12 protein-coding genes are annotated in these 24218 nt (G+C 33.9%); 9 read left to right on the forward strand and 3 right to left on the reverse strand.

Going from position 1 to position 24218, the window contains the following annotated elements; translation table 11 throughout:
* The first annotated feature begins 16 nt into the window (after positions 1 to 16).
* From Q1A73_RS00635 to Q1A73_RS00660, 6 genes are all read left to right on the forward strand, one after another.
* On the forward strand, positions 17 to 1633 hold the full coding sequence (locus Q1A73_RS00635; RefSeq protein ID WP_299600366.1) for a glycoside hydrolase family 16 protein: 1617 nt from the start codon (positions 17 to 19) through the stop codon (positions 1631 to 1633).
* 195 nt (positions 1634 to 1828) lie between these two features.
* On the forward strand, positions 1829 to 4156 hold the full coding sequence (gene bglX, locus Q1A73_RS00640; RefSeq protein ID WP_299600369.1) for a beta-glucosidase BglX: 2328 nt from the start codon (positions 1829 to 1831) through the stop codon (positions 4154 to 4156).
* A gap of 1 nt (position 4157) precedes the next feature.
* Positions 4158 to 4916 (forward strand): glycoside hydrolase family 16 protein, encoded by a 759-nt coding sequence (locus Q1A73_RS00645; protein ID WP_299600372.1) that lies wholly within the window; start codon positions 4158 to 4160, stop codon positions 4914 to 4916.
* Between the two features lie 305 nt (positions 4917 to 5221).
* Positions 5222 to 9154 carry a family 16 glycosylhydrolase gene (locus tag Q1A73_RS00650; protein ID WP_299600375.1) on the forward strand — a complete coding sequence of 1311 codons (3933 nt, stop codon included), beginning with the start codon at positions 5222 to 5224 and terminating at the stop codon, positions 9152 to 9154.
* Positions 9155 to 9364: 210 nt separating this feature from the next.
* Entirely contained in the window at positions 9365 to 12835 is a 3471-nt protein-coding gene (locus Q1A73_RS00655) for a glycosyl hydrolase (protein ID WP_299600379.1), read from the forward strand.
* A gap of 489 nt (positions 12836 to 13324) precedes the next feature.
* The gene (locus Q1A73_RS00660) at positions 13325 to 17170 is read left to right on the forward strand and encodes a hypothetical protein (RefSeq protein ID WP_299600382.1); all 3846 of its coding nucleotides are present in this window, start codon (positions 13325 to 13327) and stop codon (positions 17168 to 17170) included.
* Between the two features lie 362 nt (positions 17171 to 17532).
* Here Q1A73_RS00660 and Q1A73_RS00665 read toward each other — a convergent pair whose 3' ends face one another.
* On the reverse strand, positions 17533 to 18141 hold the full coding sequence (locus tag Q1A73_RS00665; protein WP_299600384.1) for a hypothetical protein: 609 nt from the start codon (positions 18139 to 18141) through the stop codon (positions 17533 to 17535).
* Positions 18142 to 18432: 291 nt separating this feature from the next.
* On the opposite strand from Q1A73_RS00665, the gene Q1A73_RS00670 reads away from it, so the two are divergent.
* The 3 genes from Q1A73_RS00670 (at position 18433) to Q1A73_RS00680 (ending at position 21417) form a co-directional block, all read left to right on the forward strand.
* Complete coding sequence (locus tag Q1A73_RS00670; protein WP_299600386.1) at positions 18433 to 19254, forward strand: LytTR family DNA-binding domain-containing protein; 822 nt, start codon at positions 18433 to 18435, stop codon at positions 19252 to 19254.
* A 94-nt stretch (positions 19255 to 19348) separates the two neighbouring features.
* The gene (locus Q1A73_RS00675; RefSeq protein ID WP_299600388.1) at positions 19349 to 20179 is read left to right on the forward strand and encodes a cupin domain-containing protein; all 831 of its coding nucleotides are present in this window, start codon (positions 19349 to 19351) and stop codon (positions 20177 to 20179) included.
* Between the two features lie 191 nt (positions 20180 to 20370).
* Positions 20371 to 21417, forward strand: coding sequence for a M14 family metallopeptidase (locus tag Q1A73_RS00680; protein ID WP_299600391.1), 1047 nt, complete (start codon positions 20371 to 20373; stop codon positions 21415 to 21417).
* A gap of 6 nt (positions 21418 to 21423) precedes the next feature.
* Here Q1A73_RS00680 and Q1A73_RS00685 read toward each other — a convergent pair whose 3' ends face one another.
* Both Q1A73_RS00685 and Q1A73_RS00690 read right to left on the reverse strand, forming a co-directional pair.
* Positions 21424 to 22770, reverse strand: coding sequence for a DUF3526 domain-containing protein (locus Q1A73_RS00685; protein ID WP_299600394.1), 1347 nt, complete (start codon positions 22768 to 22770; stop codon positions 21424 to 21426).
* Positions 22767 to 24218, reverse strand: a complete 1452-nt coding sequence (locus Q1A73_RS00690; protein WP_299600397.1) for a DUF3526 domain-containing protein — start codon at positions 24216 to 24218, stop codon at positions 22767 to 22769. Before Q1A73_RS00690 ends, Q1A73_RS00685 begins: the two co-directional genes overlap by 4 nt.

The raw sequence follows: 24218 nt of genomic DNA on the forward strand, positions 1-24218 counted from the left end.
AATAAAAGGTAATCTAATGATACAGATTTATAGAAAAATAGTAATAATAATTGTATTAGTGATGTGTGTAGGTTGTCAAGATGATGATTCGGAACTCAGTGCAATTATTCCACCTTCTAATCTTCAGATTGATGCAATCATCGAAGACGGACAAACAGGAAACGTAACTATTACACCGCAGGCTGATAACGCGTTGAATTTTCATATTTTCTTTACGCAAAATGGAGAACCCACAGTAGCATTGCCTGGAGAATCACAAACATTTAGATATACACAATCTGGTCAATATTCGGTGTTAATTACCGTGGTAGCTTTTGGGACAGGAGGGACTTCTTCTTCCCAAACGATAGAATTGGATTTGGACGTAAGGCTATTTATTGATCAAGCAACATTACAAATGATTGGTGGAGACGGTAGTAAAAGATGGGTTTGGGACCGCGGTGTAGGAGGACATTTTGGAGTAGGACCGATTACAAATGATTTTCCAGAATTCTTTTCTGCTTCGCCTAACCAATTAAATTCATGTCTCTATGATGATGTTTTGGTATTTAGTTATGACGCTAATGATAATTATACTTTCGAATTAATTACAGGCGATGCGAACGAAACTTTCATTAACTGGGCAGAGATTCCGAGGTTTTTCCCTAATGATACTCCAACTCAGTTTGTAGATGAATGTAGAGATATTACAGATCAGATAGCAACGAATAGTAGTTTCGTTATTTTCGAAAATGAAGAAGGGAAAAGAGTTATTAGTGTAGAAAATAGCACTATGTCTTACTGGTCTGGAGCTGTAGAATATGAAGTAATAGAATTAACTGCAGACAAACTAAGTATTCGAGGAATTCAGGATGTCTCTAGCGATTTTGGTGGAGGACAATTAGCATGGTATCATACTTTTGTTCCAGAAGATTCTGGATCTGGAAATGTAGGAGAACCACCATTTGATACTTTAGTATGGTCAGATGAGTTTGATGCTAATGGAGCTCCGAATCCAGCAAATTGGACATATGATTTAGGAACCGGAGATAATGGATGGGGAAATGGAGAGTCTCAATCTTATACCGATGATCCTTCTAATGTTTTAGTCGAAGATGGAGTACTAAAAATTACAGCGAGAGCAGAAAATGGAGGATATACATCCTCTAGAATAAGAACACAAGATTTGTTTGAGTTTACCTATGGTAGAGTAGATGTTAGAGCAAAATTACCAACAGGTGGAGGAACGTGGCCTGCCATATGGATGTTAGGTGCAAATATTAACGAAGTGGGATGGCCAAATTGTGGTGAGATTGATATTATGGAACACGTAGGGAATAATCAGGATGTTGTTTCTAGTGCACTTCACTTTCCTGGAAATAGTGCAGGAAATGCAATTTTTGAAGAAACTACTGTTTCAGGTGCATCAAATGACTTTCATGTGTATAGTGTAGAATGGTCCTCAACGGAAATAGTCTTTTCTATAGACGGTACCGTATATCATACGTTTCCATATGCTAATAATTTACCTTTTTATAATAACGATTTCTTTTTGATACTAAATGTAGCAATGGGAGGAACTTTTGGAGGAACTATTGATCCTGCTTTTGTAGAATCCACAATGGAAATTGATTATGTAAGGGTTTATCAGTAAAACTAAAGTTAAAGTTAGTTTTTAAATTGTTTTTTGTGGGGAAGGCTATTTACCACACATAGCCTTCCTATAAACAAAGATTATGAAAAAAAGGCTTAGATCTTTTATAACGAAACAAGTCTGAATTAAATTTGACATACAAACAAATGATTGTTGTTGAGTTCTACATGACCTCTAGGACAATAATATAAGAGCATGAAAAAGAGAAGTAGCATATTTATAGGGATTCTATCTAGTTTATTAATAATGAGCTGTACATCTTCATCAGAAAAAACATTGGATTTAAATACAGGAGCTAGCCCTAATACTTATTTAGGATTAGATCAAGCTATTGAATCAAAACTAGATTCTCTGCTTGGTATTATGACTTTGGAAGAGAAGATAGGACAAATGAATCAATATAATGGATTCTGGGATCTAACAGGTCCTCAACCTAAAGAAGGAGCTGCTGCTAAGAAGTATGAACATTTACGCAAAGGCTGGGTAGGATCGATGTTAAATGTACGAGGAGTAAAAGATGTTAGAGCTGTACAAAAAATTGCTGTTGAAGAATCTAGATTAGGAATTCCTTTAATTATAGGTTTTGATGTCATACACGGATATAAAACAATGAGTCCTATTCCTTTGGCAGAGTCTGCAAGTTGGGATATGGAAGCAATTAAAAAGTCTGCTGAGGTAGCTGCCTTAGAAGCATCCGCAGCAGGAATTAATTGGACATTTGCACCAATGATTGATATCTCTAGAGATGCCCGATGGGGAAGAGTTATGGAAGGTGGTGGCGAAGATCCGTTTTTAGGTGCTAAAATAGGTGTTGCCAGAGTACAAGGTTTTCAGGGAGAAGATCTATCTGCTAACTATACGATAGCTGCTTGTGCAAAACATTTTGCAGGATATGGTTTTTCAGAATCTGGTAGAGATTACAATACCGTAGACATTGGTACTTCTACCTTAAATAATATTGTTTTTCCTCCATTTAGAGCTGCTAATGATGCAGGAGTAAAGACTTTTATGAATTCTTTTAATGAACTTAATGGAATTCCTGCTACGGGTAATAAGATGCTGCAAAGAGATGTTTTAAAAGGAGATTGGAATTTTACAGGTTTTATAGTTTCCGATTGGGGTTCTATTACCGAAATGATAGCACATGGATATGCAAAGGATGGCAAAAAAGCAGCTGAATTAGCTGCGAATGCTGGATCTGATATGGATATGGAATCCTATTTATATGTAGAGCATCTTGCAGATTTAGTAAAAGAAGGGAAAGTAGAAGAAAAACTGATTAACGATACTGCCCGAAGAATTCTTAGAGTCAAGTACGAACTAGGATTATTTGATGATCCTTATAAATATTGTGATGAAAAAAGAGAAAAAGAAGTATTAGGTAGTTCAGAAAATAATGATGCTGTTCTAGATATAGCCAAAAAATCCATAGTATTACTTAAAAATGAAAATCAATTACTTCCTCTTAAGAAAGAAGGACAAAAAATAGCTTTAATAGGTGCATTAGCAAGTGATAAAAATAGTCCGTTAGGAAGTTGGCGAATAGCGGCAGATGATAATACAGCTATATCCGTTTTAGAAGGAATGCAGCAGTATAAAGGAAACTCTTTGAAGTATGCAAAAGGTGCTGATGTTTCTATCGGGAATACTGCTTTTGTTACCGAAACTAAAATTAATACCACTGATAAGGGTGAGTTTGGTGAAGCCATAAAAGCTGCTAAAGATGCAGATGTGGTGGTTATGGTGTTAGGTGAAATTGGTTTTCAAAGTGGAGAAGGTAGAAGCAGAACAGAACTAGATTTACCAGGAGTTCAACAAGAATTACTAGAAGCAATATATAAAGTGAATACGAATATTGTTTTAGTGCTAAATAACGGACGACCTTTGGCCATTCCTTGGGCAGATGAACATATACCAGCTATTGTAGAAGCTTGGCATTTAGGAACACAAAGTGGAAACGCTATTGCTCAAGTTTTATATGGGGATTATAATCCAAGCGGTAAATTACCAATGTCATTTCCTAGAAATGTTGGGCAAGTACCTATTTACTATAATTATAAAAATACAGGTCGGCCAACGGAACCAGCACCAGATATTGTTTTCTGGTCACATTATTCAGATCAAAAGAATTCTCCACTCTATGCTTTTGGTCATGGATTAAGTTATACAACTTTTGAGTATTCGAATTTAAAAGTTACTACAGAAAATCAGTCATATAATGATCCAAAAGTATTAGTGTCTATTGAGCTTGCTAATACTGGAGATTATGAAGGAAAAGAAGTGGTGCAATTGTATATAAGAGACCTTTTTGCAAGTATTACGAGACCTGTAAAAGAACTGAAAGGATTCGAGATGATCTCCTTAAAACCAGGAGAAACGAAAACAGTAAATTTTGAATTAGATAAGGAAACGCTTGGTTTCTACGATAATAAAAATACTTGGATTATCGAACCTGGAGAATTTGAAGTTTTCGTGGGTGGTAGTTCTGACAAAACAATAAAATCAACTTTTGAGCTTAAATAAATTGAAAAATCTCTTAACCTATATTATTATTTCTCTTTTTCTAGTGTCTTGCCAAGACTCTAAATCTATTATTTGGGAAGAAAATTTTGATGGAACAGAGTTAAATGAATCTTTTTGGAACTATCAACTAGGGGACGGTTGTCCCGATTTATGCGGTTGGGGTAATAATGAAAGACAAATCTATACTAGAGAAAATGCCAAACTACAAAATGGAAATTTAATTATTACAGCGACTAAAAAAGGAGATGTATATAAATCTACGAGAATAACTACTAAGGATAAAATAGAGTTTCAGTATGGTACTATAGAAGTAAAAGCAAAATTACCTACCGGTCAAGGTCTATGGCCTGCAGTATGGATGTTAGGATCAGATATTGATGAAATTGGATGGCCAGACTGCGGAGAAATAGATATTTTAGAATATGTTGGTAAGGAACCTCATACGATTTATACTTCTTTACATACTAGAGATAGTCATGGAAATACAATCAACTCTAAGAAAACTGTTAATTATAGTATTGAAGAAGGTTTTCATATATATAAGTGCATTTGGACAGCCGAAAAGATAGAATTTTATTTAGATGACCAACTGGTTTATACATTTTCCCCAGAAATAAAAAATGATCAAACATGGCCTTTTAATAAACCATTTTATATAATTATTAATCTTGCAATTGGTGGTAATTTTGGGGGACCAGAAGTTGACGATTCGATTTTTCCGAAAGAATTTGAAATCGATTATATCAAAATCTGGCAATAAAACTGATTTATAGATTAATATATATTATTCTACCCTTAGTTTCAGTTATGTATAAATTCATTGTACAGCTAAAACTAGATTTAAGACTACGATATTTTAATATCACTTGGAAATAGATCATAGAAACCGATTAAATGTTTCTATGTATCACGGACTACTTGGGAAAAACATAATTAGCGTATCCATTATTTATTGATAATAATGCGAATACGCAGAGAAGAAAAGCTATATGAAGAAATTCATATAGCATAGAATTATTATGTAAAAATTTTACAACTAACTTATTTACACAAAACATTTTAATGATGAAAACAAATGAATTTCTTAAAACCATTTTACTATGCAGTTTTCTTATATGCTGCTTAAATACTAGTTATTCCCAATGTTCTGAATTAATATTTAACGATGAATTCGATGGTACTTCTGTAGATCTTTCCAAATGGAGTTTTGATAATGGAGATGGATGCCCTACACTCTGTGGTTGGGGTAATGCAGAAGAGCAGTGGTACAGACCAGAAAACACAACAGTACAAAATGGAAATTTAATAATTACAACTAAAAATGAATCCTTTGGAGGAAAACAATATACTTCTTCTAAATTAATAACTTCTGGTAAATTTAATGCACGATACGGAAGATATGAAGCGAGTATAAAATTACCGTCGGCAGGTGGCATATGGCCAGCATTCTGGATGCTTCCAGAAAATGGAAGTTGGCCTTTTACTGGAGAAATTGACATCATGGAATCCCAACATAAAAATCCTGAATCAATTGGTGGTACTGTACATTATAATAATGGAGGTCATCAATTTAATGGTAGAGAATATGATGCAGGTTTGGACCTTTCGGAAGGGTTTCATGAATATGCAGTGGAATGGGAGCCAACAGAAATAAGATGGTATGTAGATGATCAATTATATCATGCTGTTACACCTGCTAATACTGTGGATCCGTGGCCATTTAATCAAGGAGATTGGTATATTATTCTTAATGTAGCCGTTGGTGGTCCAGGAACTCCATATACCGGATTTATAGCACCTACACCATCAGATTATCCAACACAAATGGAGGTAGATTATGTAAGAGTCTATAGTGGAACTTTTAACACACAACTCACTGGAGATAATACGGTTTATCAAGGTGATACCAATAAGGTATACACTATATCACCAACTGAGGGTGCTTCTTACAATTGGTCAGTGCCATCAGATGCCACGATTGTGTCTGGTCAAGGTACAAATTCGATCACCGTAAATTGGGGGAATACTGGTGGCGATGTTTCAGTTTCAGTTAATACCGCCAATTGTGGGAGTAATGAGTATAGCATAAGTGTAACTGTAGAACCACCAAGAACTTTAGACTTTGTTTTTGAAGATTTTGAATCAAATAGAAACCTAATCTATGGTAGTACTACTTCGGGAGTATTAACAGAAAGTATTACTAATCCCGAGACAGATAACACTAACAATTCATCATTAGTAGGTAGCTATCAACGAGACGGAGGATCACAGTATGATGTGTTGTTTATGGAATCTTCGGATATAGGAAATGCTCTAGATTTTATATCTGGAAAGAAATCTATTTGGATAGATGTATATACAGAGGCACCGGTTGGAACTGAGTTTATTTTACAATTAGAAAATGGAAATTTATCGTCTGGAGATTGGCCAATCGGAAGACATAGTCGATATGCCGCCAGATCTACTACCCAAAATCAGTGGGAAACCTTAGAATTTGAATTGTTGGATAGACCCGATGTAACCGTTGGAGCTCTAGAAGTAAATCAATTTGCTTTATTAATAGATTCTAACAGTAATACAAATCATATTGTTTATTTAGATAATATGAGAAGTATGATAGCTGGAGAAGTACCAGTAATAGATGAGGTTATTATTGCTAATTATGATGGAGTAAATGAGTTAAATGCTATTTTTCAGAATGGTGTATATACAGCGGATGTTTCTAACCCTTCTGTAAATAATATAAATAATATAAATAATAGCGCAAACGTAGCTAGCTATGTTAGAGATGCTTCGTCACAATATGATGTAGTAAGCTTTTCTACATCAATCATTACAGATAGTAATCCTTTTAAAGAAGGAGATCAAATTTTCTTTATGGATGTTTACACAGAAGCAGAAGTTGGAACAGAAATTACTATTAGTTTAGAAAATCAAGTAACATCGGAAAACGATTTTCCATTAGGAAGAAACAGTCAGTATATCGGAATAGTTTCAGAACAAAATGCTTGGCATACCATAGCATTTACACATGCTGCATCACCAGATGGAGGAACGTCTAATTTATCCGTCGATGAAATTTCGATACTTTTTGATCCAAACTCCAATACTTCTGATACCTACTATTTTGATAATTTTAGATATGGAATTACTTCTCTACCGGCATCATATATTTTTTCGGAAATGATTCAGGATTATGATGGTAACGATCATTTAACTTTTGATTCCAGATCAACAGGAGTATATCAGGCTCCTTCAGAAAACCCAGAAGGAAACGAAATTAATTCATCAGCACAAGTAGGAAGTTATGCTAGAAATGGTGTTGAGCTATATGATGTTTTGTTTTTTGAAACAAATTTTATCAATGATGCTAGTTCGTATGTTTCTGAAGAGAAAAGATTTGCAATGGATATTTATACTGATGCTCCGATTGGAACGGTAATTAGTTGGCAATTAGAATCAAGTACAATGGCAACTCCAGCTAACTATCCAACAGGACGACATAGTGTTTACCAAGCTGTAGTGCAAGCACAAAACAATTGGCATACATTAGAATTTGTATTAACCGCAACACCCGATTTAGTGGTGAATGATGCACAAATAGATAATGTAGTATTACTTTTTGATCCTAATAACGAAAGTGATCACATATTTTATTTTGATAATTTGAGATCGTTACAAAAAGAAGATGAGGTGCAAACTCCAGTATTGTCTTCTATTGTTGTTTCTTCTGGCGCTACAGAAATATATCAGGGAGATTCCTTACAATTTCAAGCACAAGGATTTGATCAAAATGGAGAACCGTTTGTTACTAATGTTGATTGGACAACTACTGGAGGTTTCATTAATTCGGATGGTTTATATACTGGTTCCAATATTGGTATGTATACCATTTTGGCATCTAGTGGATCCGTATCTGGATCTGCTACAATTACTGTTTTAGAGAACGATATATCATTATATACGCTTCCTGGAATAATTGAAGCAGAGGATTACAAAGAAGGAGGAGAAGGAGTTGGTTATCATGATCTTACATCTGGTAATACCGGCGGAGCATATCGACAGGATGATGTAGATATAGAAAACACAGGAGACGTTTTAGGAGGATCGTATAATGTGGGTTGGATACGAGCAAGCGAGTGGTTGGCATATGATGTATCCGCAACAGCTTCCTCATCTAATTACGATATAGAGTTTCGTGTAGCTTCACCTAATGGAAATGGTCAGTTCCATTTAGAGCTTGATGGTGTTGCGATTACAGATGTTATATCCGTTCCTAATACAGGAAGTTGGCAACAGTATGAGACAGTTTCTGTAAATGATATTACTATTGCAGAAGGGAATCATGAGTTAAGGTTAGTTTTTGATGCAAATGGTTTAAATGTGAATTACTTAGAGTTTAAAGAATCGGAGGTAATTACTATTGATAATTGTACGGGATTAGCTGCTAACAATCAGTATAGCTATGAAATTTCATCAGATACATCTAATCCTACGATTACCTTTATACCAGAGATTGCTGGCGCTGGTGATGGAATTTGTATACTGTATTATAGTACAAATACTTCAGGTCCATACCCAGGATATCTTGTAACACCTAATGTACCTTTTCAGATCAATGCCAATAGTGGAGACCAGATTTATTTCTACTATACTTATAGTCTTCCAACGGGAGGAGAAAATAACACAGCAGCTTCTAGACACGATTTTGTAGTAGGCGATTGCGATCAAAATCGTACGTCAGATATTCTGGATAAAGAAACAAATATTGTCATGTATCCAAATCCTGCTCATGATGTTTTAGAATTATCAAACATTAATGGAATATCTCAAATTCACTTGTACAATATTAAAGGTGTAGCAGTACTCATAAAACAACTTGATAAAACCGCAACGGCATTGAATTTAGATATTAGCTCATTAGCTAAAGGTGTATATATCATAAAAGCTTATGGTCAAAATACAGAACCTTTTATCTCTAAAATAGTTAAAAACTAATCTACCAAAAGGAGCGACTTTATTAAAAGTTGCTCCTAATATTTTCTTACTATCAAAAATCGAATTCTTGGAGTATTCATCTTTATCTCATCGAAAAAAAACTGTTTAAGAAGTTGTTGATGAGATTAGACTCTAATGCAATATTTATGAATACCAACATAAAAACTCAAGATATCATACTCATTTAGAATTCACACAAATACCATACTCATGAATAAAACCACAATATGCACCAAAATAATATTGGGATTACTGTATCTAGTATTTCCATATACAGAGCTTTATTCCCAAAATGTAATTCCCGTGGGAGCAGGATCCTATGCAGAATATCCTCCTGCTCATGAATATATAGGAAACGATCCCGAAAATGGAACATTTCAGAGTATAGCACTAAATCCTACACTAGATCTTGGTCCTGATATGATAGGCATGCCAATACCTACAAATGATTGGTGGACGAGTGTTTTGTATAACGAAAATGCTGATGGAGCCCGAAATGGAGGAAATCTTTGGACATACCCACTATTATCAAGAGCAAATGACAATGGATATCAAATTGGTCACAGAACGGCAAAAGACTGGGGAGGTAATGAAAGTGTTGGTGTTAGTGTTGATTACTTGGTAACTTTAACTGGAAATGATTTTATAGCTAACAAAACATCAGCGATAAATTGGTCTGATTGGCATGTAGATTTAGAAGTTCAAAGTACAACCAGTAATCAGACCATTGATGTTACTTTAGCACAAGGAATGCCATTTGTCTGGACAAAACCAAATGGGTTTGATGCTGTTATTCAATCTATTCATACTGGTGTTAGAAATTATTATGATGCTAATGGAAATCCACTCGTTTTTCCTGCAACCTTAGATCGATTTATTATCGAATATGATGGAAATTTGTACGGTGTCCACCTTACCGAAAGTACGAGCATCATTCCAAGAAATGGGATAGAAGGAGATCTAGAACTAGTAAATAGTAATGGTAAGTACATTGTTTTTTCGGCATTAACAGAAATATCAGATCTAAATTTTTTACATGATTATGCTTTTTCGAAACCTGTGGATACAAAAGCGACATATGAATATCAACCCGAGAATGGTCTGGTAAATGTCACCTACAATGTTGAAAAAATAAATATAATCGGTAATCAGCCTAATGTTTTACAAGGTTTTATCCCACATCATTATAGAGGAAACGCAAACAATTTTTCGTTTCTTAATAATAGGGAATATAGCGCTACACCCAGAGGAACATTAAAATTAGCTGAAGGAACTAGTTTTTCTTTTAATTATGAGTTTAACGCAAATCTTTTACCACATTTTAATGAACCTATAACCGATAATGGTGATATAACTCCTTATGAGCGTGCTAAATTGATCGAAATGATCGATAATTATAATGCTCGCCTAGATAGAGATAATTTTGCTGATGGCACATATTGGGGAGGAAAATATTTGGTCCAACTAATTAAATATGTTCTTATTGCCAAAGAAATCAATCATCCAGACTATCAAGATTTGTTGAATTTTGCAAAAGAGAGAACATATGATTGGCTTACTTATACACCAGGGGAGACATCTTTTTACTATGCATACTATCCAGCGTGGAAAGCATTAGTAGGGTTTAATGAGGAATTTTTCTCTGGACTTTTTACCGATCATCATTTTCACTATGGATATTTAGCACATGCTGGAGCATTATTAGAAATGGCAGAACCAGGATCAATGGATGCATATTGGCCTATGCTTACAAAAGTTATAAAAACGTATGCTAATTGGGATAGAAATGATACAGATTTCCCTTATTTGAGAACTTTTAGTCCTTGGATGGGGCATTCTTTTGCTAATGGTTTAGGAAATGCTATTGGAAACAATCAAGAATCTACTTCAGAAGCAATGCAGTCTTGGGCCGGAATGTTTATGACAGGAGAAATAACTGAAAATGTTGAAATGAGAGATGCTGCAGCCTATGGATACGTAATGGAAGGAAGAGCCATAGCTGATTATTGGTATAATGAAAGTGGTGTATTTGAAGAAATCGGATATGAGCAACCTATAGTTGGTATTTTAGAAATGAATAGATACGTTTATGGAACTTTTTTTGGTGCGCAAGACACTTATATTCATGGTATACAATGGTTGCCGATTACACCAACATATAGCTTTTGGAATGACTTCTTAACGACAAACGAAGTAAATGCTTTGGTAGATCCGATTATCAGTAATATGGAGAGTGATTTAGGGAATTTAAGTGGAGACTGGATGAATGTTTGTTGGGGTTTTAAACTATTTTTTGATCCAGAAGGTGTTACCAGTAAGTTTGATGAGTTTTGGGATAGTGCGATAGGATCTCAAGAATATGGTGTCGCTCATAATTCGAATGAAAGTGCCTTAACATATTACTATGCTCATAATTCTCAAAACCTTGGATTAAGACAATCAAATTATCGACTAAGTTTACCATTAAGTAGTACTTTTCAGAAAGATGGAAAGATAACCTATGTGGTGTATAATCCTAAGAATATAGATCAGACATGTATTGTATTTAAGGATAATATAGAGATAGATTCATTTGTTGTTCCGGCAAATACATTATTAACAACAGATGGTGATGAAATTATTGTTCCTCCAAATAATGATCAAATTATCCCAGGAATAATTGAAGCAGAGGATTATAAAGATGGAGGAGAAGGAGTTGGGTATCATGATCTTACATCAGGGAATACCGGAGGGGCATATCGGCAGGATGATGTAGATATAGAAAACACAGGAGACGTTTTAGGAGGATCGTATAATGTTGGTTGGATACGAGCAAGCGAGTGGTTGGCTTACGATATTTCTGCTACAGCTTCTTCATCTAATTACGATATAGAGTTTCGTGTAGCTTCACCTAATGGAAATGGTCAGTTCCATTTAGAGCTTGATGGTGTTGCGATTACAGATGTTATATCAGTGCCTAATACAGGAAGTTGGCAACAGTATGAGACAGTTTCTGTAAATGATATTACTATTGCGGAAGGGAATCATGAGTTAAGATTAGTTTTCGATTCAAATGGTTTAAATGTGAATTATATAGAATTTAAAGAATCTGAGATAGTTACAATTGATAACTGTACTGGATTAGCTGCTAACAACCAATATAGCTATGAAATTTCATCGGATACATCTAATCCTACGATTACCTTTATACCAGAGATTAATGGCGTAGGTGATGGAGTTTGTATTTTGTATTATAGTACAAATACTTCAGGTCCATATCCAGGATATTTGGTAACACCTAATGTACCTTTTCAGATCAATGCCAATAGTGGAGAGCAGATTTATTTCTACTATACTTATAGTCTTCCAACGGGAGGAGAAAATAACACTGCAGCTACTAAACATGATTTTATAGTAGGAGCATGTGATCAAAACCGAATATCAGAGGTTCCTGATGTAGAAACTGACATTGTGATGTACCCAAATCCTTTTTTGGAAAAAGCATATATGACACTACCTAAGGAACATGATTATTTTAGATACCGGATCATGGATGTTTCTGGCAAAGTGGTTTTGGATAAAATGATAGATTCAAAACAACAAGAACTCGAATTTAATATGCGTAAAAACCCAACAGGGATATATTTTTTGAGATTATATAATGGAAGCGAAATACGAAGTTTCAAATTGGTAAAAATATAATACAGGTTTCTCATTTGAGATAAAAAAGTGATTTGAATAGCTCAAATCACTTTTTTCTTTTTTGTAGTTATTTGAGTCTGTTTTGATGGTTTTTTTTCGAATAGACTGTCCAATAATAACCTTTGAGTTAGATGTTTGAGTGATATTTTTCGATGAAATGTAATCTTTTTAAGAAAAGTAAGTCTTATACTACAATTTAACACTTATTAAGAGATTTTAACATTTTATAGGAGGAATCTGTTATTCAACGTTTTTCGTTTTTTTTTCTTCTCAGACATATCATAATTTATAATATTTGCGCTGGGGATAGGGGTTAAACTTCATAATGTTATTGCTTTAGCATAACATTAAAAACTAGTGCTTAGTTTTTAGATTTTCACTGTATTTCCAATTTTCATTATTACATTTTTTTACTCTTCATTTTTTACATGTAGAGTATAATTTATGTAAAGACAAACTAACTTAAAATCATTAACAAAAACCAACCTTATGATGAAAATTACTTTAGAAAAGTACAAATCAAAAAGGCGTAATATCACTAGTGTATTACTAGCCTTGTTATGTTTTGTGTCTTTATCCACACAAGCCAAAAATGAAGAGAAGGCTTTTGAAGCTTTTGAAACGTATACGGATGTTCCTATTGGAGCAACAATCGTATTAATTGCCAATAATGGTAAATATGTTTCTTCAGAGAACGGAAAGAAACCTATTAATGCTAATAGAACTAGAATTGGTTCTTGGGAAAAATTTGTAGTAGTAGATGCTGGAAATGGTAAAATTGCTTTAAAAGGAAACAATGGGAAATACCTTTCTTCAGAAAATGGAGAAAAAAGAATGTATTGCAACGTAAATAACGTTTGGGCTTGGCAAAAGTTTAAAGTTGTTAAGTTAGGAAATGGTAGAATTGCCTTAAAAGGAAGTAATGGTAAATATGTTTCTTCTGAAAATGGTAAGAAACCGATGATCTGTAACAGATCAAGAATTGGTTCTTGGGAGAAATTTAAGGTTAAAGTTCTTCATTATAATAATTGCGAATTGAATGCCGGAAAGATTGAAAAAACACAGTGGAACTGTGGTGGTTTTACGCCAGAAGAGTTTATCGGTACTGCAGTAAGTAGTGGAGATCACAGAAATGTGAAATACCAATGGCAAATAAAAGAGAATATCGGAGGACAATGGCAAAATATTCAAGGAGCTAATGCCAAAAATTACCAACCACCATTTAGAGATTCTGGTTCGGTTTGGTACAGAAGAGCTGTAAAAATAGAAGGATGTAATACTTACAAATATTCTAATGTAGTTGATATTCATGTAAAAGAAGTGCCAAATGTAGATGTTAGTGTAAAGAATGCTAATTGTGAAAAGAATGACGGTAGCATTACTTTTACTTTTGGTGATACTAACGGAAGAACTCATATCGAATTTTCTAAAGATGGAGGTACAACTTATAAGACAGTACCAGACGATTCTGCAATCTTTTCCTTTACAGGATTAGGAGCAGGAAGTTATGATCTTTGGGTACGTTGGGGGAATAATCAATGTCCTGTAGATTTAGGAGTAGTAACTATTGAAGATCAAACGATTACTGTAGATGCTGGAGAAGATGTAGAAATTTGTAAAGGCGAGGAAGTAACTTTAACAGCTACTGTAGATGGTAACCAGAATTGTAGCGATTGTGTTGGTTACACTATTTTGGATACAGATCATTGTAATAGAAATGAAAATTATGTGATGTGGTTAACAGATGGAACGAATCCAAGATGGTTTTCTAATGTAGACCTTCAGTGGGAAGAGTTTGCCGATGGTACTGCTAAACTTTCTGGAACAGTGTATGATCACACTTTAGAACAAAAAACATATGAAGTAGATGCCTTATTTACTGGAAAAGTAGTGAATACACCTGCTGATAGTCCAAAAGATCATATCTGTAATGATGAGGATAGTTCTGATTGGATATACTACACAGGATTAGTAGGTACAGTAAAAAGTACAGATGGTTCTTGGTCTGTTAATTTGTCCAGAAGAGGACCAGCATTCCAAATGGGTAATGGAGCAAATCAAACAGAAGCTGAAAAAGGTAAATTTGGTGCTTGTGGATGGTTTGATACTACTGACCAAACATACGATAGAGGTGATTTCAACATTAATTTTGGTGATTGTATCGCTACAGATGAAAATGATCTAACGTATTTATGGTCAACAGGTGAAAATACATCAAGTATTACTGTGACTGAAGCTGGGGAATATTCAGTTACGGTTAAAAATTGTAACGATTGTGAAGCAACAGATGTTGTTACAGTAACCTATAAGAACGAGCTTGAAGATGGAGGAGAAATAGAAGAAACGCAAATCAACTGTGAAGCTTTTGATCCAGAAGAGTTAACAGGAACCGACCTTGCCGAAGAAACTGGTTTAACAGTGGTATATCAGTGGCAGGTAAAAAGAGAACAAGGACAAGCTTGGGAAGATATTGATGGGGCAAACGGAATAAACTATTTACCACCAAGAATTGAGTCAGGTTCTTTATGGTATAGAAGAGCGGCAAAAAGCGAAGAGTGTGGAGAATATGTATATTCTAACAGCGTAGATTTACATGTAAGACAAGCGCCTGTTGCCGAAGTAATTCTTACCAATGCAGACTGTACTAATCCAACAGGAGATATACAACTTGTTTTTGAGGATACTGTTGATCGTACACATATTCAATTTTCCATTGATGGAGGTCTTACATATACTGAAGTACCAGATGATTCAGGTTCTTATAGTTTTAATGATTTAGAAGTTGGAGATTATAACTTATGGGTACGTTGGGGTAATGAAGACTGCCCAGTTGATCTAGGGACGTTTACAATTGAAGAAGTTGAAGTATTGATTGTAGATGCAGGTACGGATGAATTTATGTGTAAAGGAGACGAAATTACATTAACGGCTGAAGTTACAGGAGAAGGTGAGTGTGAAGAATGTGTTGGATATAGTATCAAAGACACAGATTATTGTAGGGGAAGACATCATCAGTTTGTAGTATTTATAAATGATCAAGGAAAGAGATTATGGTTTAGAAACGTCGATTTAGTTTGGAGTGAGAATGCAGATGGAACTGCAACCTTAAAAGGAGAAGTTTTTGAATATAATTCTACCAATACTTATTTTATGGTGGATGCTACTTTTACAGGTTTTACGACAGTACCACCAGTGGGAAGTCCAAAAGCTAGTTCTTGTCAAACAGAAGATCCAACAGGTTGGGTGTATTATACAGAGTTAAGTGGTACTGTAACTCAAATTAATGGGTCTTTAAGTTATGATATCTCTAGAAGAGGAGAAGCATTTCAGCTAGGAAATGGAGCAAATACTTTCGAATATACTCCAGCAGTTTATGGAGGTTCTGGATGGTTTAATATTGAAGGAGATCCTACTTCTTTCGGAGATTTTAATATAAATATTGGAGAATGTGTTGATGTACAAACCAATGGTGTAGAATATCTATGGTCTACTGGAGAAACAACTTCTAGTATTACAGTATCGCCAACAGAAGATACTACCTATACAGTAACTGTTTCGAATTGTGCAGACTGTGTAAATACAGATGAGGTAACAGTATTTGTTAATGAAGCAAACGTAGATTTAGGAGCTGATCAGTATATCTGTGTAGAAGAAACAGTTCAGTTAGATGCGGGAATTGCAGATGCATATCTATGGTCTACCGGAGAAACTACAAGATATATTACCGTCGCTCCTTTAGTGGATACCATATATTCAGTAACAGTTACTCAAAATGGTTGTGAAGCTTCTGATGAGGTAGCAGTTATGGTAACAGAGATCTCAGTGAATGCTGGAGATGACATTACAATAGAATTTGGAACAATTCAAGTTCCGCTAACCGCAACAGTATCTGGTGATGTAGACTCATATCTTTGGTCTACAGGTGAGACTACAAATACGATCAATGTTTCGCCTTCGAAAACAACTACTTATAGTGTTACTGTAACCAAAAACGGTTGTACAGTGGAAGATACGGTAACTGTATCTGTAACATCAGATCCTTGTTTAAGTAGTGCTTTTGAGGCTACTGCATTCCCAGTACCGGTTAGCAGAACCGGACAAATGAATGTTGATATTAAAGTAGATAGAGCGCAAACTGTGACATGCGAAATTTATACCATGGAAGGTAATGCAGTAGGACCATTAATGACCGATAGTCTAGATCCTGGTTGTAATACACTTACTATAGATATGGCTTCACAAGCAAACATTCAACCAATGATGAACTATATTTTAGTACTGAAAGGTGATACTTCTGAAAATACAGAAACAATCCAATTTTCTACGATCAATTAAGTAGTGAATTGTGATCATCTAATAAGAAAACCTGTAGCATGTGCTACAGGTTTTTTTATTGATTGTTTTTTAAATAAAGATATCTTGTATCCAACTTGATTAAATTTTTTTGGAATTTTTAGATGTATTCGGAATTATATAATTGAGATTGCTATTAAAATAACAGAAGTGATAACTCAAATGTTTTAAGCCATATTTTTTTCTATGTCTGATCGCAATCGATAATCGTAATGATATTAATAATTGTAATTGAATGTATTATTTGTTCTTTTCCTTTTATCTTTTGATATCCATTAAAAACTGTAATAAAAAAAGCTGTAGTAACCTCTTACTACAGCTTTTCCTTTATGTCGAATAAATGTTTATTTCGCCTTTTTCTTGATATATTTTGCAAGTTCTTTTGCAAGTTTAGCATATCCTTCAGAAATTCTATAACCAGAGTTATAGTCATTACCAAAAGCACCTCCACCAGGAACTTTTATATAATTAGTAGAGAATAAGATTTTATCAGGATTTGCAGTTTCATAAACAATAATAGTAGCATTTAATTTTGCCGGTTGTCTAGAAACACCAACATTGTAACCTGGATATATCCAAGTTGTCTTTACCTTCATAGTATGCGTAGCACTAGAAAAGTCTTTTCCAACTTTTACTTCACCATCTTCAAAACGCTTGTTGAAAGATTCAATAAATTTTGGCTCATATCTTTCTTCTCTATCACCAAACCATGATTTTTTGAATTTTTCACCTCTTCCTTCTCCTGGATGTTTCTTTTCTCTTTTTTCCATTTTATCTTTTAGGAACTCTTCTTCAGTATCGAACTTATGAACCTTAAGGTTGTCATAGTTAAATACAAGTGTGTATTCAGAAATTCCTTTTAGATTTTTGATGCTTCCTTCTTGATCTTTTCTCTTTTGGGCAAAAGCAACAGTCGTGGCCATAAGAACAGCTACTAGTAATAGTTTTTTCATAATTAGGTTTTTTAACTGGGTTAAAGATATTTATTTTTTTAAAATAAGAACTCTAATGTTATTATTTTATAATACCACTCTGCGATATCAACTTGTATGCCAAGAATGATTTATATGTTTTGGGAGAATTATTCTCTTATTTGTTGTTATATGATTTGGCTTGTTCTTTTATAAAGAAAGGTTTTTAAAATATGCATTTTTGGAAGATTAATATATTCTTGTTTATCTTCATTGCGGCACAAAATATATTCTTAGTTGCAAAAGAAAGGAAAATGGTAAATAGCAATTCTAATGTTTAAATTATTTCGAACTCCCTTTCCAAGACCAAAAATGACTACCAGAAATATTGTTTGGGTATTTTTAATAGGATTTTTGGCCAGTGTATTCGTTATTCTCTTTAAACCATTTAATATAATTAATCAAAATGGTATTTGGTACTATAACCTTATTGCTATCAGCATGGGAGTTGTTTTTTCCTCTGCTATTTTTTTTATAGAGTTTTTGATTCCTAAGTTTTTTAATAACTTTTTCAAAAAATGGAATATTGCCAAAGCACTATTGTGGTATTCCTTGGTAATACTTTTTGTCGGAGGAGTAATGTTCTTATACAAGAGTTTTTTGGGTGGTTTTAGAGATTTTACTTTTACCGAGTATTTCCTCGTGATAGGAAGACTTTTAGGAATAGGTATTATTGTGTCCTTTTTTGTTGTTGGGATTTTTAGTTATTTCAATCGCCAGAGTATAGCCTCTATATCTTCAAAAGAAACGTATCGCATAACTTCTTCCAATGGAAAACAGTTAGATCTAAGTCTTAATGAGATTTTATACATAAGAAGTGATGATAATTATGTAGATATTCATAAAATAGAAGATGGACTTCGTAAAAAAATTGTTCTTAGGTCTAGTCTAAAGAATATAGAAGATCAAATAGTAAATCCAATATCACCAGTTTATCGTTGTCACCGAAGATATTTAGTGAACATAAATTGCTTTAGTATTAAAAATGATAAGCGAAGAAATACGATTATAAAGCTTCTGGATTACGAAGATGAAATTCCAGTTTCTGAAAAGTATTATGAAGACATCTTAAATCTATTGCGAATTAACCCCTAAAACTTGTAGTTTCCCCACAAACCCCTATAAATACTGATTTTTGCAGTTGTTTTTGTATTCATTTGCCTTGTGTAATTTTAAAATCATTAATCAAATGAAAACATTAAAAACTTATTTATTTACCGTACTATCTTTGATAGGTGTTCAAAATTTACTAGCTACCGAGAATTCAATTTCTAATGGAGGACTTGGACACTCTTACAATATTACAGATAATGATGCCGAATTAATTTTGAGGTCTTTTATAGATGATTATACAAAAGATCGATATGCATCAGAACGCAGAATTGTTGGAATTGAAGTTTCCGATTATGGCTCTTGGACCGTTGAGATTACAGGTCAGAAAATCAAAGAGAAATGGGGAGTGACTCTGGAAAAAGGTTTGCCTAAAAAACCAACATATGTATACTCCATAGAATTTGAAACTTTACAAGCAATTCATAATGGTACGATCAATGCGTTAACTGCACAAGGAAAAGCATTTGCAGGAGATTATACACCAATGAGTGTACGAGAAATGGATGGATTTACTCCATCAGAAATTGATGATAGTAATCTTAATGCCTTTTCTTTTCATTTTTGGACAAAAGGGTTTCCTGAAATCATTCCCTTTAAAGAGAGTACCACTAGAAAGGCACATGGTTCTAATTTTACAATTTTTTATTATGAAAAAGGCTTAAGAACAGCTTGGTACAGAATTTTACCAGGCGAACGAGTACGAGATGATGCTAGAGAACAAGCAGCTCCGTTTCCAATGTTGGGAGTTACCATTAAAGGTACTATTGAAGGAGAAGTCGATGGAGAAAGAATAACGGTATCTGAAGGGAATACAGTATTTATTCCTGCCAATGTAAATCATAAATGGTGGAATGAAAAGGATGAGGCAGTAGAAGTAATATTAATCATGTTTGGAAAAGGAGCATAAAAAATAGACATGATACATCAATTTGGATTCGATTTTCTAATAAAGAAAGGTTCTTTTTAATAGAGAGAATCTTTCTGTTTTATTATAAGTATATAGGTCATTATCTTAACTGTTAATGTTAAAAATGAGCGCTTTTATTTCTAAGTTTTAGCCAATAAAACCAGTACCTTTAGATGCTAAAATATATCTTTATGAAAAGAGCATTTTCCATAAGTTTACTTGTAATACTACATATTCATGCTTTAGCACAAAGTCTTTTTTCTTTTCAAAATAAATCAATTGCTCCTGGAACCAAAAGTCATATTAAAGTTCCCGTAAGATCTGATAAGGATAGTACATTTGTGCCTGTTACCATATTTCATGGCATAAAATCTGGACCTGTATTAGGAATAACAGCAGGAGTACATGGATATGAATATCCTCCGATATTAGCAGCTCAAGAATTAAATAGGAAAATAGACCCTCAAAAATTGTCTGGGACAGTCATTTTAGTACAGTTAGCTAATATGCCAGCTTTTTTAGGAAGAAGTCCCTATGTAAATCCTATGGATGGAAAAAATTTAAACCGTTCTTTCCCAGGAGATCCTAATGGAACAATTACTCAACGTATCGCGCATATGATTACGACTGATATAATAGCTAAATCTGATTTTTTTGTGGATATGCATGCTGGAGATGCTCCAGAAGATTTACGCGCTTATAATGCTTGGTATCAGAGCGAAGCACTACCAGAAGTTTCTAAAAAAGGTAAAGAAATGGCGTTAGCTATGGGATTTGATTATTCTATAATTTTTAATATCAAAGAAGAGAGATTGAAAACTCCAAGTATATATTGTTCTCAAGAAGCTTTTCATCGTAAGATCCCATCAGTAGATATAGAGTGTGGTCGACTTGGTATTCCTGGTAAAGTAGAAACAAAAAGAATTTTAGATGGTATGATTTCTTTATTAAAGCATTTGCAAATGTTTGATGGCATATCCTCCGAATCTAAAATAAAACCAACAATTATTGCAAAAAGAGTAACCCTGAAAAGCAAATCAACCGGCCTCTTTTACACAGAAAAAAAAGCCGGTGATCTTATTAAAAAAGGAGAACTTATGGGCTATACAACTGATTTTTTTGGTAATACCTTAGAAAAAATAATAGCTTCAGAAAGTGGAGTAATCCTTTATATGATTGGTACTCCACCGATTAATAAAGATGAAACACTTATGAGTGTAGGCGTGTTACCTGAATGATCTTAGCTACAATTTTTTTGTCATGGGTATCGAAATTAATATCATCAATATCGATGCAATAAGCAACGGAGCAATACCTTTTATAGGGCTCAATGACGTTTTTGTGGTATAATATTCAGGAACAAATTGCTTCCAATCTATAGTCTCTGCATATTTGCCTTCAAATATCTTGGGATAGAAAAATAAACGTAATTTTTCATGAAATTCATCAGTAGCATTTAAGTATCCCATTTGTTGGTTCATACTGGTTCCTGCTAGTTGGTTAAAAGCCAATTGCAAATGCATATTTGGAATTATAGATGCAATTTGGTCACTAGTTTGTTCGCGCAATTTAATTTTTTCATTAAAAGCATCTCTTTGTTTTTTAGAATCATCATCTCCCATTTGTTGCATAGCATAGTACCATAACCAATTAAAACCATCTGTTGGATACCCATAGCTTTTAAACTGAGGATAATGCTTGTAAAATTTCTCTATAGTTTCCTTTTTATCAGTATCCCATTTTACATGATAACCATCTCTTTGTGCTATAGCAGTACTTAACGCTTCTGGCAAAGGGTATTTAGAAGAAACATAGGCATTTATTCCTGCTGGTACAAGGATGATTAATATTAACCAAACTGATAAAAGTAATAGGGCGTTAAATCCAGAAGATTTTTTAAAACTTATAATGAAAAAACTTACGGTAAACCAAAAAACAACATAAAGCAAGGATAAACTAAACATCCAAAAGAAATGTTGACTGAATGGTAGATCCAGAGTTAATTTTGCTACAGTAAAAAGAATGACTAACACTACTGATAATAAGATGAACCTAATCAGAAGCTTGGAAATAATAAAACCAAGTTTTGATCTAGATTGAATGGCAACAAGTCTCCAAGTTCCTGTTTCTGTTTCTTCAGAAAGCACATTAAAACTAAGAACAATTACGAGTAGCGGAAAAAGATAAATAATCACAAAAGAAAGATCTAGATTACCAGATTGCAGGTTCATAGGATTTATGAGATCGGTATCATATTTTTGTGCCTCAAAAGTTTTAATTGTAATTCGTTTTACGGTTGGATTAACATCAGATTGTCCAATGGATAATCCTGCCAGCGGGTCTAATGAGTTTATATAAGCAAACTTGGCATAATATAATAAGAGACCTAAATCATCATTATGCAAAGATACCTGTCGATTGAAGTGTTGCTCTTGGTATTCTTTTACTTCGGTAATCGCATCTTGTTGTCTCTTAAGGTGTTTATCTCCAATAATAATTCCTACAACACCTAATAAAATTAGTAGTACAAGGCTTATCCAAACTTCTTTGGATCGAATACATTGCTGAAATAATAATTTATATAATGTCATATGGCTCTTGCTCTTTTAGAAGTGAATACCAATAAACCGATTGCAGCTATTGTCCAAAAAATAATGGATAGTAGGGCAGGAAGCGCTTCTTTCATAGATTTAGAAAAAGTTATGGGCTCGTGTTTAAAATCTTCAAACTCTTCCCAGTGCTCGTGATCTACTACATGTGTTTTTCCTTCAGAACCACTTTCTTTTTTTGGACTGATATATTCCATCTGTAATTCATTCATGGTTTGCGCTAATGTATATCGATAGTTATCAGCTTTATCCTGAAAATCCATGTACGATGAAAAATCCGTACTAGACATCGTCATGGATACTAATTTAATTGCTGTAAACGGATTGATAAAGGATGAAAATCGCGTGACATCATTTTGACTTTTATAGATATCAACCAATCTTGCTTGATGTTTTTTGTAAAGAGCCGAAGTGATTTTCTCACCTTCACGCATGACAAAACCTGAATAGTTAAAGGGAAGATCGGTAACTTTACTAACATTATGAACGGTTAATACCGAATCTCTTAAACCATTGTAATGAGGGTCATTTGGATTATGACTATCTCCTTTTTGTATAACTTCTTTTTCAATAGCGGATTGAAAAGCTAACTTACTTGGTGTAGGAAACCAATAATTTCCCATAGCTTGTGCAGATTTTGGTAATAAAATAACCAAGAGTAACCAAATACCTAATAAACGTAATAAAGCATTTTTAGGAGAATTACTAGAAGTCGATATTGTGATAGTGATAGCAGATAAAATAAATAGGAAAGCCAAATAGCTTACCGCAATGATTATCAAGCGTAACCATCTAAAATCTTGTGATATTGGACTTTCTAAAAAGAACAGAGCAATAATTACCAATAATAAGATAGGAGCAAAAAACAATAAAGAAATCATGAAAAGACCGATAGATTTCCCAAATAGGATCTCTTTCCAGCGTGCTCCTTGAGATAATAGTATTTTCAAAGTTCCGTTCTGTTTATCTCTTGCAACTCCAGAAAAACCAATAAAAAATAAAATAATAGGTAATACCAATTGTAATAATAGAGCAAGACTTAACTCACCGAATCGCAACATTCCTGTAGAAAATGTAGCTTCAGAAAAATTAACACTATTCTGTCGATGCGCTTCTAAAAAAACCGTATTCCCAGTAAAACTTTCTAATCCATAATCAAATATTCCTAAGGTGGAAGGGATCCGAAAGGCAAAAGTTCCAAAATGTGCCATTCTATGAGGATGCTTATCTGGATTTGCTTCCCAACTTTGTCTCGCTTTTTCCTGATGTTCTTGGCGAATCTCATTTTGCGTGATATAGTTGTTTATACCACTAACAGCGGAATACGCTGTTAGTAGTATAAAAATTGCATACAATACATAAAAAGTTTTGGGAGTAGTCGCATTACGCCAAAAGTGAATTGCGAATAATCGAATATTAGCCCATTGCAT

Source organism: uncultured Aquimarina sp., from assembly GCF_947492115.1.
Lineage (GTDB): Bacteria > Bacteroidota > Bacteroidia > Flavobacteriales > Flavobacteriaceae > Aquimarina.